The 13387-nt window shown below is 48.4% G+C and carries 9 protein-coding genes and 3 pseudogenes; 5 read left to right on the top strand and 7 right to left on the bottom strand.

Features of this window, described 5'->3' with window-relative positions:
• Window positions 1-76: 76 nt before the first annotated feature.
• The 6 genes from QUA02_RS07440 to QUA02_RS07415 all read right to left on the bottom strand — a co-directional run bounded on the left by QUA02_RS07440 (window position 77) and on the right by QUA02_RS07415 (window position 6994).
• Window positions 77-1219: a sensor histidine kinase KdpD gene (locus tag QUA02_RS07440; protein WP_333026409.1), complete on the bottom strand. Its 1143-nt coding sequence runs from the start codon at window positions 1217-1219 to the stop codon at window positions 77-79.
• A gap of 136 nt (window positions 1220-1355) precedes the next feature.
• A complete protein-coding gene (kdpC, locus tag QUA02_RS07435; protein WP_333026407.1) occupies window positions 1356-1985 on the bottom strand; it encodes a K(+)-transporting ATPase subunit C in 630 nt (209 codons plus the stop codon).
• A 178-nt stretch (window positions 1986-2163) separates the two neighbouring features.
• Window positions 2164-2436: a K(+)-transporting ATPase subunit F gene (gene kdpF, locus QUA02_RS07430; RefSeq protein WP_333026406.1), complete on the bottom strand. Its 273-nt coding sequence runs from the start codon at window positions 2434-2436 to the stop codon at window positions 2164-2166.
• A gap of 192 nt (window positions 2437-2628) precedes the next feature.
• Window positions 2629-4722 carry a potassium-transporting ATPase subunit KdpB gene (gene kdpB / locus QUA02_RS07425; RefSeq protein ID WP_333026405.1) on the bottom strand — a complete coding sequence of 698 codons (2094 nt, stop codon included), beginning with the start codon at window positions 4720-4722 and terminating at the stop codon, window positions 2629-2631.
• Between the two features lie 101 nt (window positions 4723-4823).
• Complete coding sequence (gene kdpA / locus QUA02_RS07420; protein ID WP_333026403.1) at window positions 4824-6674, bottom strand: potassium-transporting ATPase subunit KdpA; 1851 nt, start codon at window positions 6672-6674, stop codon at window positions 4824-4826.
• On the bottom strand, window positions 6659-6994 hold the full coding sequence (locus QUA02_RS07415; protein ID WP_333026402.1) for a potassium transporter TrkA: 336 nt from the start codon (window positions 6992-6994) through the stop codon (window positions 6659-6661). The genes kdpA and QUA02_RS07415 overlap by 16 nt, the downstream gene beginning before the upstream one ends.
• 299 nt (window positions 6995-7293) lie before the next feature.
• Between QUA02_RS07415 and QUA02_RS07410 the strand changes: the two genes are divergently transcribed.
• The 4 genes and pseudogenes from QUA02_RS07410 to QUA02_RS33840 form a co-directional block, all read left to right on the top strand.
• Window positions 7294-8394, top strand: coding sequence for a sensor histidine kinase (locus QUA02_RS07410; RefSeq protein WP_333026400.1), 1101 nt, complete (start codon window positions 7294-7296; stop codon window positions 8392-8394).
• Entirely contained in the window at window positions 8391-9083 is a 693-nt protein-coding gene (locus QUA02_RS07405) for a response regulator transcription factor (RefSeq protein ID WP_333026398.1), read from the top strand. Before QUA02_RS07410 ends, QUA02_RS07405 begins: the two co-directional genes overlap by 4 nt.
• A 201-nt stretch (window positions 9084-9284) precedes the next feature.
• Window positions 9285-11390: pseudogene (locus QUA02_RS33610) on the top strand (cadherin-like domain-containing protein); the annotation flags it as partial.
• A gap of 76 nt (window positions 11391-11466) precedes the next feature.
• Window positions 11467-11685: pseudogene (locus QUA02_RS33840) on the top strand (pentapeptide repeat-containing protein); the annotation flags it as partial.
• On the opposite strand, the pseudogene QUA02_RS33835 reads toward QUA02_RS33840, so the two are convergent.
• Window positions 11596-11784, bottom strand: a pseudogene (locus QUA02_RS33835) (pentapeptide repeat-containing protein); the annotation flags it as partial. The pseudogenes QUA02_RS33840 and QUA02_RS33835 overlap by 90 nt on opposite strands.
• Before the next feature lie 287 nt (window positions 11785-12071).
• Here QUA02_RS33835 and QUA02_RS33590 point away from each other — a divergent pair.
• On the top strand, window positions 12072-13163 hold the full coding sequence (locus tag QUA02_RS33590) for a calcium-binding protein (protein ID WP_445305152.1): 1092 nt from the start codon (window positions 12072-12074) through the stop codon (window positions 13161-13163).
• The last annotated feature ends 224 nt before the right edge of the window (window positions 13164-13387 follow it).

The following is a 13387-nucleotide window of genomic DNA, read 5'->3' as shown; positions in this document are numbered from 1 at the left end:
AAATGACTAACAACTCACAACTTACAACTTACAACTAATAACTCACAACTGCTGACTGCTGACTGCTGACTGCTGACTACTGACTTTTTTCAGTAGCGATGATGTGCAAATCTACGTGTTTGAGCGCTCGCACTAACTGTTGAGTCAAAGAACCCCGCAGTAGCAATCTCCAGCGGGATTGCTGGCTTTCGCCAATCACAATTTGAGTAATGCGATACTGTTTCGCTACGTCGGAAATTGCTTTTGCTATATTCGGACTCTGCACCCGCAGAAATTGCCCGTTAAATTCTTGGCAAAGCTTCTCACAAGTTTCAACGTGCAAGCTTTCGGATTTTGTTAAAAATCGATCGGGATTATCGACAAACAGAGCATAAAACGGAGCATTCATGTAGTTAGAAATCCTCCCGCCCCGCCGCAGCAATTGCAAAGAATTGGGATAAGTTGAGACGCATACTAAAACTCGTTCGTGAATGTTGCAAGATTGACCTTTTAAACTTGCTGCGTCGTCTTCAACACTATCTGCTACCTCCCGCAGCGCTAGTTCTCGCAAAGCAATTAAATGACGCCGCTGAAAAAAGTTTTCTAATGATTGTTCGATTTTTTCAGGAGCGTAGATTTTGCCTTCTAGCAACCGTTCTTCTAAGGTTTCCGGTGTGACATCAACAACGATTACTTCGTCAGCTTCTTCGAGGACGCGATCGGGCACTCGCTCTCGCACGACAACTCCGGTAATTCTGGCTACTAAATCGTTGAGACTTTCTATGTGCTGAATGTTGAGGGTGGAGAAAACATCAATCCCAGCATTGAGAATTTCTTCGACATCTTGATATCGCTTTTCTCGCTGAGAACCGGGAACGTTTGTATGGGCAAGTTCGTCTATTAATGCTAGTTGGGGGCGGCGTGCTATAACCGCATCAGTATCCATTTCTGTGAGCGTTTTTTCGCCCCGCAGCATTTGTTTGCGCGGTACTATTTCCAGTCCTTGGGCTTTAGCTGCTGTCTCTTTCCGCCCGTGAGTTTCTAACAGTCCGACTGCGACATCAATGCCTTCAGATTTGAGCCTGTGCCCTTCTTCCAGCATTCGGAAAGTTTTGCCGACACCCGGGGCCATCCCGATAAAGATTTTGTGCTTTCCCCGGCGGCGCGTGCGATCGTAAGTGCGATTGGGTTGAACGTAAACCGCGTCTGGATGATTTGGGAGTTCGCTAGAGTGAATCATACCTGAGTAGTGAGTTGTCAGTTGTCAGTTATCAGTTGTCAGTTGTCAGTTGACAGTTTTCAGTTAAGAGGAAAACAGTTGCTACCAATAACAACTGACTGCTGACTGCTAACCGATGACTGCCGACTGTTGTCAACTATTGTAAACCGTCGAGAGCCAAATTCAGTTTGAGGACGTTAACTCCCGGTTCGCCGAAAAGGCCGATAAATCTGCCATCTGTATTTTTGGCTACCAACATTTCTACTTGATTGGCATTGAGCGATCGCACTGTTGCTATCCGCTGAATTTGCGATCGAGCCGCCTCTTCGCTAATGTGCGGATCGAGGCTAGAACCAGAAGTATAGACTAAATCCGCAGTCGGTTTGATGCCAGCTTTGTTGAGGCGGTCTAATTCAACTTGCACCCCCTGAAAACCATCTTTCTCATTACCTCGCTTCAGCAGATCCGAGTTGCTGGGAGCCAGGTTGCTAGCACCAGAAACGCCCGTTCTCTGACTTAAGTTATCTGCCTTTGTCGGGTCGTAATCTGCGGTCGCAAAGCTGCTGTAATTTGTGGTGCTGGGGCGGCTCCAAAAATATTTATCCGAGCTGAAGGGTTGACCGATTAACGAGGAACCGACTACAACTCCCTGCTTAGTAATTAAGCTGCCGTTTGCCTGCGAATTGAAAGCAACTTGACCGATTACTAGCATTACCAACGGGTAAATAATGGCTGTAATGCCCCACAAAACTAGCGTAACGCGAATTGCTCTGATTATTTCTCTCATAAATGACCTCAATTAATGAAGGAAGAAGGAAGTTCGGCAACGGATTCCGTAACGGATGTAACGGATGGATGGAAGTTCGGCAACTGATTCTGTAATGGATGGAAGAGGGCAGAAAGAGCTTTTTCTGTATTCGTTTGGGAGTGCGAAGCAGGTTAAATTGTTGTTTGTCAATATTTGACTAAAATCTTTCCGGCTGAAAAATTACGACGAACAGATAAACAGCCAGCCCGATAATCACCAAACCCAGTAGACTTAAACCCCAGGCAGCTTTCTTTGTCAAACCTTCATCCGCAGCCGCGTAAACAGCCGGGGCAATTATCAAATTGAAACACATTACCAGAAATAGCTGCACTGGTACGGGGTGGCGGCGCCAAAGCATTTGTGCTAACTCAATTGTTTCTTGGAAATCTCTTGGCAAAACATCATTCAGCAAATCATTCCGTTTCATCATAAATTCTCCTTTTTTGGCAACTAAATATCTGTCAAATAAACTCACCGCTAAACTTGTGAGAAAAGTTGGGCATTGCTGATAATTGAGGCGAGGCAGAGCCTCTAGATTTGCGTTTCCAGGCAGAGCCTGGGAACGAGCCTAATGACTAATGACTGCTGACTGCTGACTAATGACTAATGACTAATGACTTCTTTATGCTAACCCAACGGCGGTAATGAAAACATCAATTATTTTGATGGCAATAAACGGCGCAACTGCTCCGCCCAATCCGTAGATTAAAATGTTACGCTGCAACAGTTGATTTGCGCTCAACGGTCGAAATTTTACCCCGGTTAATGCTAGGGGAATCAAAGCGGGAATAATCAAAGCATTGTAAACTAATGCCGACAAAACCGCCGATTGACCGCTGGCCAAACCCATGATGTTTAAAGCGCCAACCGGGGCAAACATTGCCGGAATAATTGCAAAATATTTGGCAATGTCGTTGGCTAGCGAAAAGGTGGTCAGCGCGCCGCGAGTAATCAGCAATTGTTTGCCGATAGTCACTAAATCAATTAACTTTGTAGGGTCAGAATCCAAGTCCACCATGTTCGCAGCTTCCTTGGCCGCTTGCGTTCCCGAATTCATTGCCAAGCCTACATTTGCCTGGGCTAGTGCGGGCGCGTCGTTGGTTCCGTCCCCCGTCATTGCTACTAATTTGCCCTCTGCTTGTTGCTTGCGAATTACTTCAATTTTGTCCTCTGGAGTTGCTTCGGCAATGAAGTCGTCAACGCCTGCTTCGTCGGCAATTACTGATGCGGTAATCCGGTTATCTCCGGTGAGCATAATTGTGCGGATGCCCATTTTTCGCAGTTGGTCAAACCGATCGCGAATTCCCGGTTTAATAATATCTTTCAAATAGATAATGCCGTAGGTGTCGTTGCCTTGACAAACTCCCAACGGTGTCCCTCCCAGCCGGGAAACTCGCTCGTAAGCTTCATCGAGATCGGGGCCGAAATTGCCGCCGCGCGATCGCACAAAACCCTTCACCGCATCCACCGCACCCTTGCGAACCTCCGTCCCGTCGGGCAAATCAGTGCCAGACATCCGGGTTTTGGCGGAAAAATCCAGCCCGGTTGCGTTAGCGCGATCGAATTTTGCTGTAGCGCCCAATTTTTCGGCCAAACGGACGATCGACTTTCCCTCTGGAGTCTCGTCAAACACGCTAGCAGCCAGCGCCACACTCGCAACCTCATCCAACGAATGACCGTTCACCGGGATAAACTCCTCGGCTAAACGGTTGCCCAGCGTGATCGTCCCCGTTTTGTCCAAAATCAGCGTATTCACGTCGCCGCAAGCCTCCACGGCGCGCCCAGAGGTCGCTATGACGTTAAATTGAGCCACGCGATCCATCCCCGCAATCCCGATCGCGCTCAGCAAACCGCCGATCGTCGTCGGAATCAGCGCCACCAGCAGCGAAATCAGCGTCACCACGCCCACAGGAGTTTTCACGTAAGTTCCCACGGGCGGAATCGTGGACACCACAATCAAAAACACCAGAGTCAGCACGGCTAGCAGCACCGTCAGCGCGATCTCGTTCGGTGTTTTCGACCTTTCTGCGCCCTCCACCAGCGCGATCATCCTGTCCAAAAACCCCTTCCCTGGGTCGGCCATCACCCGCAGCGTCAGTTCGTCAGAAAGGATGCGCGTACCGCCGGTAACGGAACTGGCGATATCCGAACCCGGTTCCTTGAGTACGGGCGCCGATTCGCCGGTGATCGCAGATTCGTCCACCGACGCGACGCCTGCGATCACTTCGCCGTCAGCGGGAATGATATCGCCTGCGATCACTTTAATTTGGTCGCCGCGTCTCAAGTCTGTGGAACTTACTTCTTGAATTGAACCGTCTGGTAGGAGTTTGCGGGCTGTTGTGTCGGCTTTGGTCGATCGCAGGGCATCTGCTTGTGCTTTGCCCCGCCCTTCTGCCACAGCTTCGGCAAAATTAGCAAACACCAAAGTGAAGAACAAAATGAACGTGACTAAACCGTTGAAAACTACCTGATTATTGCCTGGAACCGGGCCGAACAGCGTCGGATCGATCGTCAACAGTGCAGTAACAATCGTGCCTACCCACACCACAAACATCACCGGATTTTTCAGCATCACCCGAGGATCTAGTTTGACAAAAGCTTGTTTGAAAGCTCTTTGGTAAAGACCTTTTGTATTTGCTTTTGGCGTGTGTCGGCGGGACTCGCGAGAGCCCCCACGGCGTTTTTTTGGGGAATCGGGGGTATTGGAAGAAGCCATGTCGATTTTAGATTTTAGATTTTAGATTTTAGATTTGGGATTTGGGATTGTTGCCAGCAACAGCAGTTTATTGTCGCTGCATTACTTAATGCAATCTACATCTACTGTCCGCTGTTTGGTGTCGGCGTTGTCGCTTCAGGCGAAGGCGTTGCTAAAGGCGTTGGTGTTGCTAAAGGAGTTGGTGTTGCTAAAGGAGTTGGTGTTGCTAAAGGCGAAGGTGTTGCTAAAGGCGGCGCAGTTATCGGTGCCGGTTCCAACTTAGCGCTGCTAATTTCAAATCCTTCTGCAATTGGCCCTAAAGCTAGAACTGGGAAAAATGTCAGCGCGCCCAGAATTATAATTACTCCTGCTGTGACGCTGGTGAACAAAACTGAATCTGTTCTGAGAGTGCCTGTTGTTTCTGGTACCGGTTGTTTGTTAGTCATGCTGTCAGCTAAAAGCAGCAGGGCAACAATCGGAACGTAGCGTCCCAACAGCAGGCTAAAACAGGCGCTTAAATTCCACCAAAGTCCAGTAGATGCCGGTTGAGAATCTGCCAATCCTTCAAAACCTGAGCCGTTGTTAGCAGCGGCCGAAGCGTATTCGTAAATCACCTGTGAAATGCCGTGAAATCCGGGATTGCTAATGCCGCTCAAAGCATCAGGAAATGCCAGAGTAATGGCACCGGGGATTAAAACTGCGATCGGGTGAATTAACAGGACAACGCTAGCTAAAACAATTTCCCGCTTCTCAATTTTTCGTCCTAAAAATTCCGGCGTTCTCCCCACCATCAATCCCGTGAGAAATACGCTCAAAATGGAGTAGATAAATAAGTAAGCCGTTCCCGTTCCCTGTCCGCCCCAAACAATTTGCAGAAACAAATTAAACAAAGTAGTAAAACCACCGGGAGGCATTAAAGAATCGTGCATTCCGTTGACAGCCCCGCACATAGTGCCAGTCGTAGTCACGGCCCAGAGTACAGTCTGTGCCCAGCCGAATCGAACTTCTTTTCCTTCTAAATTTGGCTGCATAGAACCCAGCCAATTATTAATTTGAGGATTGCCTTGGAACTCGCCAACTGCTGCAATGCCAATCAAGATAAAATAGATGCCAAAAACCATCCAAAAAATTAGCCAACCTTGTTTTTTGTTGTTGGCAAATCGGCCGTAGGTGTGAATCAGAGCTGCCGGAATTGAAACCATTGCTATTGTTTCCAGCAGGTTAGTAAAAGGGTTGGGATTTTCAAAGGGGTGAGCCGAGTTAATGGCAAAAAATCCGCCGCCGTTTTCTCCGAGTTGTTTGATGCTTTCAAAGTGAGCGACTGGGCCGCGAGCTATTACTTGGGTACTGCCTTCTAAGGTGGTGGCAACTGCCGGGCCTGATAGGGTTTCCGGTACGCCACCAATTAGTAGAAGCAAGCCAATTATTAAAGAAAGGGGCAGCAGGATGCGGGTAATTGATTGAATTAAATCAATGTAAAAATTGCCCAGCGGGCGACCTGTTAATCCCCGGATAAAGGCAATGCCCACTGCTAAACCCGTGGCGGCCGAGGTAAACATTAAAAAACCCAGAGTTAACTGGGATAGATAAGTAAATGTTGTCTCGCCGGAGTAATGTTGTTGGTCGGTATTTGTGAGGAATGAAATAGTTGTGTGCAGCGCAGTATCCCAGGTGGGTACGCTTAAGCTAGTGGGATTTAAAGGCAGTAATCCCTGAAGCATGAGAATCAAAAAAACAAATATGCCCATTGCTACATTGCTGTACAATAGCGATCGCGCATACTGCCAACCTGTCATGGAATCTACAGACCGGATATTGCTGGCTTTATAGATGAGTTGTTCTACAGGTTTAATAGCGGGATCGAGAATGGTTCGTTCTCCCATGTAGACCCGCGCCATGTAATTACCAAAGGAAGGTGATATCGCTACTATAATGATTAGCGTTAATGCGATTTGAATTAATCCTTGCAGCATAACTTAACCAAAAAGTCCTCGTTGGATAAATACGTTTCATTACTTGGGAAAGGGCTTCTAAAAGAAGTCCACAAAACCGGGTGATTTTTCTTCAAGATAACATATAGTTCGGGGGCGATCGCCGAATTCAATGCTACTGCTAAGATGCAATCTCCCCAGGATATCGCCGGGTTTTCGCTGGCTAGAATTACTCTTCCTTCTCTTGCTAACCCCAAGCACTGACAGTTACTGGGCAATTGTATAGCATTTAGTGCCATGCCGCAATAACTGCTGTTGAATTGGATGGTAACTTGAATAAGTTTTGGTTCTGCAAAGCTCATATATGACTTCTACCAGCCACCAAGTGCGGTTTACTCTTACTAATTACTATACTCAAGGCTATTATTTTTGATAATTAGCCTAGAGGTATAAGTTGGTGTTTACAAGTTATGTTGGGCTGTCCTATATTTTTACTAATAGACAAATGTTTAGATATTGTTTAGAATCTATATTTGCAGATATAGATGTTATCTAAATGCTATTTTTTTTCGCCACAGCCACAAGAGACGAGATATTTTGAAGAAAGGTAGAATGCAGAGACTTGAGTGTAAATAGAAAATTTAAAATGGATTAATTGAGGATGTTGAAAAGCTTATTGAAAATCACAAAAAATCTGGTAATTCAAGAGAAGTATTGGCGAGGGCGGTGGTCGATCGCACTTTTATTTGCGATCGTCGCAGCACTAGAATTTACCACGCCGTCTGAATATCTCTTTGGATACTTGTACACGGGGCCGATTTTACTGGCAAATTCGCGCCTGAGTCGGTTGGGTAAGTTGCAAATTACGCTGGTAGCGGCAGCTTTGACGCTGTTAAATTTGTTTGTTCCTCCCGGAGAAGCGATCGCCCTAGCAACTGTAGCAAATAGATCGATCGCAGTCATGGCTTTAGGGGTGACGGGATATTTGAGCGATCGCAACCAGCAGTACCAAGAGGCGATCGCCCAAACCAAAGCTCAATTGCAGTCGCAGCAGCAGTTAGCTAGCATCCGAGAAGATTTTGTCTCTACTTTGAGTCACGACTTGAAAACGCCAATGCTGGGGGCGATCGAAACTATTAAAGCTTTCCAGCAGGCAAAATTTGGGAATGTCACCGCCAGCCAGCAAAAAGTTCTGGAAACAATGGCGCGATCGCACAAAATGTCACTACAATTAGTAGAAACGCTGCTGGATGTTTACCGCAACGATGCCGAAGGTTTAAAACTGCAACTTGCTCCCGTAAATTTAGTAGCTTTGGCAGAAGAAGTAATTGCAACACTCATCCATTTATCGGCGGCGCGCCGAGTTTACATTAGTATGAGTTACGGAGAGTCAGATTTCCGCCGCTCTTTGTGGGTAAACGGCGATGCGGTGCAACTCCAGCGCGTTTTTGTTAATTTGCTAACAAACGGTATCAACCATTCTCCTAGGGGCGGTAAAGTAGAAATTGTTATGGAATCTTATTCGAGTTATCAAGCTGTGAAAGTGCTAGATAGTGGCTTGGGAATTACAGCAGACGAACTGCCCTGCTTGTTTGAACGTTTTTATCAAGGAAATGGCGATCGGCAAGCCAAAGGATCGGGATTGGGGTTATACTTATCTCGCCAAATTATTGACGCCCACGGCGGTATAATTTGGGCTGAAAACAAATTGCCGCACGGCGCTTTGTTTGGATTCCGACTCCCTGCTATCCCAGAGAAATGAAACCAGCATATCCATTGCGAATTCTCCTAGTTGAAGACGACGAATTGTTTCGGTTGGGGCTGCAAACGCGGTTGCAGCAAGAAAGTTGCTTGCAAATAATTGCCGAAGCGGAAGATGGCGAAACAGCAGTAGAATTGACTCAGCAACACTTACCCGATGTGGTGGTTCTCGATGTCGGTTTGCCGGGAATTGGTGGCATTGAAGCGTGCCGCCAAATTAAAGAGCGACATCCCACAATTCCGGTTTTAATTTTAACATCTCACGCCCAAAAATCGTTAATTGAAAGATTGATTGCGGCGGGTGCTCAGGGATATTGTCTCAAGGGAATTGCGGCAGAAACTTTGGTGTTGGCAATTCGATCGGTAGCGGCGGGCGCTTCGTGGTGGGACAAGGCGGCGACTGCGGAAATTCGGGAGGTTTTTGCTAATCCTGAACCTGTTAAAGTTGGATCGAAATCCGAAAGTTTAGACAATCCGCTGACGAAGCGAGAACAGGAAATATTAGCTTTAGTTGCGGGGGGAAAAAGCAATCAGGAAATTGCTCAAATATTGTACATTGCTCCTGGTACGGTGCGGGTTCACGTTCACGCGATTTTGCAAAAGTTAGAAGTGCGCGATCGCACTCAAGCTGCTGTACTGGCAATTCAGAAAGGATTAGTCGCTGAAGAACTATTGGCGCTCGAACCTTAAAAAAGCGAATTTTGTAGGGAAATTGTCGGTTTTTGAAATTAATTATTTGCTAAACGCGCCTCTACAAGATGAATCTGTAGCAGCTTCACGGAAAGTTAATATCAGTCTTGATTGTTAATTTTATTCATGACATTTAATGTGTGAATTTGCTAAGCTCGACACATCTTAATTTTCCTACGGTCATCTAACCAGAGGTGTATTGTGCAAAATTTTATTAATTCAGTTGTAAGTTCGATCGCCTTTCTCGACTCTGCCCTTCCCGACAGCCAAACTCTCCACAACGGTATCGAACCGGGGACAGAAGTAATTATCCTCGATGCGGCGCGGGATGGAGTAGCACAAATCACGGCAGCGCTAGCGAGTCGCAGCAATATCCAAAGCATTCATATTATCTCCCACGGTCGCCCCGCGAGTTTGCAGCTAGGGGCGATCGATCTAAACTTGACAAATTTAAAAACTTATGCTAAGCAATTGCAGCGTTGGTCGCGATCGCTGGCAGAGAGTGCAGAGATTTTGCTGTACGGGTGCGATGTAGCGGCGGGGGATAAGGGCGCTAACTTCGTGCAGCAAATCAGTCAGCTAACGCAGGCAAAAATTGCTGCGTCGAGATCGCCTGTAGGAAGTGCAGCTAAGGGCGGAGACTGGGAACTAGATTATACAACGGGAGCGGTGTCATCTGGGCTGGCGATCGATCCCGCCACAAGAGCCACCTATCAATTTGCGTTCGGTCGTACCCTCTACGACGGCACAAACTATTCACCACTACCACCAACATCAGCACCCATACCAGGCATCGGGACAGCAGCCGGTACTCAATTAGCTTACGGACAAGTACCTCTTCCTGCCCCAGCCGGTTCAGGTCTTCTACCTGCTGGTGCGTACTCGCCCAACACCGGCATTGATACTGCTAGCGTTACCGCCGCGAATAACACGACAGGCTATGCAGGCTACACCAACTACCTGTACACCCCACCTTCAACATTTGCTCAACTCAATGCAAGTTTCCCCGCACTCAACCGCACGAACGGTTACAGCGTCTCTTTTAACGTTGCAGTTACGGCTGAAACCAGCAATAGTGACGATCGGGCCGGTTTCAGCATCATCGCCATTAGCAGCGACGGTCAAAACGGTATTGAACTAGGTTTCACCAACCGCAACCTCGGCCTCAACGGAGGTATTTTTGCTCAGCAAGATACTTCCCTGTTTACTCGCGGGGTAAATGCGAATGTTAACATCAGCACTGCTACCGACTACAAACTGGTAGTTCAAGGCAACACTTACACCCTCTTTGCCGGCCCAACAGCAATACCAAACCTGACAAATCAGCCACTGCGCAACTACACGGCATTTAATCCAGCAACCAGTCAGCCGGCTTTACCCTACAATCCCTACAGCCAGCCAAACTTTTTATTTTTTGGCGACGCTACAGACCAAGCAAGTGCCACTTTTACTCTCGGCCCGATATCTGTCAATAACTTCCCCGTTGCCAATCCCGACACCTACAGCGTGCTGCACGATAAATTTCTGGGCGTAGCACCCCCGTTGGGAGTCTTAAGCAACGACACCGACGCCGACTTGGACTCGTTGGTTGCCGCTTTAGTCACAAATCCGACCAAAGGTACAGTCACATTCGATGCCTTTGGCAACTTCAGTTATATTCCTAGCCCAGGTTTTTTCGGCACTGATACCTTCACCTACAGCGTTAGCGACGGGGCTGCGACTATCCCCGCGACGGTGAATATCAACGTTACTAACAGTGTGCCGATCGCCAATCCCGACACCTACAGCCTCAGTGCGGGAACAGTCCTCAGCGTAACAGCGCCGGGAGTTTTAGCCAACGACTCCGACGCAGATTTAGACACGCTGACTGCTGCGGTGGCCGCCAACCCCACTAAAGGGTCGATCGCCCTCAACCAAGACGGTTCTTTCACTTATACTCCTAACGCTGGCTTTTCTGGAACAGACACCTTTACCTACACAGTCAGCGACGGGATAGTTAACTCTGCACCCGCTACCGTAACTGTAAGCGTCAACAATAACCCGCCTGTGGCGATTGCTGACAGCTATACTACTGCTTTTAATACCAGTTTCAACGTGACGGGGTTGGGAGTCTTAATCAACGATACAGACCCGGAAAACGACCCGCTGACGGCGATTTTGGTAGCTGGGCCGACGAAAGGTGCGATCGGCCTTAACGCTAACGGTTCCTTCGATTACACTCCGAATACTGGTTTTGCAGGGACAGACTCTTTTACCTACAAAGCTAATGACGGGAAAGCTGATTCTGGCACTGTTACGGCGACCATTATTGTAAACAACCCAACAAGTCCAACTCCGACAAGTCCAACTCCAACAAGTCCAACTCCAACAAGTCCAACTCCGACAAGTCCAACTCCGACAAGTCCAACTCCAACAAGTCCAACTCCGACAAGTCCAACTCCGACAAGTCCAACTCCGACAAGTCCAACTCCGACAAGTCCAACTCCAACAAGTCCAACTCCGACAAGTCCAACTCCGACAAGTCCAACTCCGACAAGTCCAACTCCGACAAGTCCAACTCCGACAAGTCCGACTCCGACAAGTCCGACTCCGACAAGTCCGACTCCAACAAGTCCGACTCCAACAAGTCCGACTCCGACAAGTCCGACTCCGACAAGTCCGACTCCGACAAGTCCGACTCCAACAAGTCCGACTCCGACAAGTCCGACTCCGACAAGTCCGACTCCGACAAGTCCGACTCCGACAAGTCCGACTCCGACAGAAACTCCAACAAGTCCTACTCCGACAGAAACTCCAACAAGTCCTACTCCAACAGAAACTCCAACAAGTCCTACTCCGACAACTCCGACTCCAACAAGTCCTACTCCGACAACTCCTACTCCGACAACTCCAACTCCGACTGGAACTCCAACTCCGACTGGAACTCCAACTCCGACTGGAACTCCAACTCCCACGACAACTCCGACTCCCACGACAACTCCGACTCCAATTGCAACTCCAGTCGATCGCGATTTCATTGGCGACGAGATTACACTGCCCAGTATCAGTTCGATTCCCGGCCCGAATTCAGTCGATCGCACTTTTAACGGCACTGACAACGACGACTTCCTCACCGGTAGCAATCTCAACGACGTTATCAGCGGTTTCAACGGCAACGACATTCTCATCGGTGAAAGGGGCAACGATAATATTTACGGCGGATTGCCCAGCAATGCCCCCATTGGCCCGGATACAGACAATGACGTACTGCTTGGCGGCAGTGGCAATGATTACCTCAACGGCGACGCCGGCGACGATCTCATTTTTGCGGGTAAGGGCGATGATGTGGCGATCGGCGGCAAAGACGATGACTCGATTTGGGGCGACAAAGGCAATGAGACTCTGGTTGGGGCTGAGGGTAACGACTGCTTGTTTGGAGGCAGTTTTGACCCGTCTAGCCCTGACTCTACGGGACGCGATTTGCTGTTTGGCGGTGCGGGCAACGACTTCTTGAACGGGGGAGATGCTGCTGATACTTTAAGCGGCGGAGAGGGCAACGATACGGTTTACGGTGGCAAGGGCAACGACGTTGTGGTGGGGGGTACTGGCAACGATCTGTTGGTGGGCGATCGCGGCAGCGATCGCATTTGCGGCGGCGAGGGAGACGATACTATTTTAGGAGACGGGGCGATCGACTTTAACGGCGAGCCAGATTCCCTGTGCGGCGGGGAAGGTAACGATTTGATGTTTGGCAACGGCGGTAGTGACAAGCTATGCGGCGATGAGGGCAACGATATTCTCTACGGCGGTAAAGGCGACGATTGTCTGATTGGGGGTTTGGGCAATGATGTTCTCAGCGGCGGAATTGGGCGCGATCGCTTTGTTTTAACAGCAGGTGAAAACAGCGATGAAATTACTGATTTCACCAAAGGTGAAGATTTGCTGGTGTTAGCGGGCGGTCTAACTTTTTCTCAACTTAGTATTACCCAAAACGCTAATGCAGCTTTCATCAGGATTGGTGAGAACGGTCAACTGTTGGCTGCTTTGAATGGAGTGCAAGCTAGTGCGATCGATCTGAACGATTTTACCATCTTAGGGTAAGCACAACTTAATTAACTAAGGTGCTCGCTCCGCACCTTAGTTAATTAAGTTGAGTGCGCAGCGCGCAGCTTACCGCTATGAGTAGTGTGTCAAATCAATTCCGTTAGCACCGGAATGATATAAACGGAGGACACCGCGAGTGCCTAAGTCCCTACCACGATCAATTGTAGGGACTTAGGCACTCGCGGTGTCCTCTATATCATTCCGGTGCAGCCGGAATTGAT

It is taken from the genome of Microcoleus pseudofavosus SVA1_A4 (assembly GCF_036700565.1).
GTDB lineage: Bacteria > Cyanobacteriota > Cyanobacteriia > Cyanobacteriales > Microcoleaceae > Microcoleus.
The sequence above is the reverse complement of the archived record's forward strand: the minus strand, read 5'-3'. Positions and strand labels throughout refer to the sequence as shown.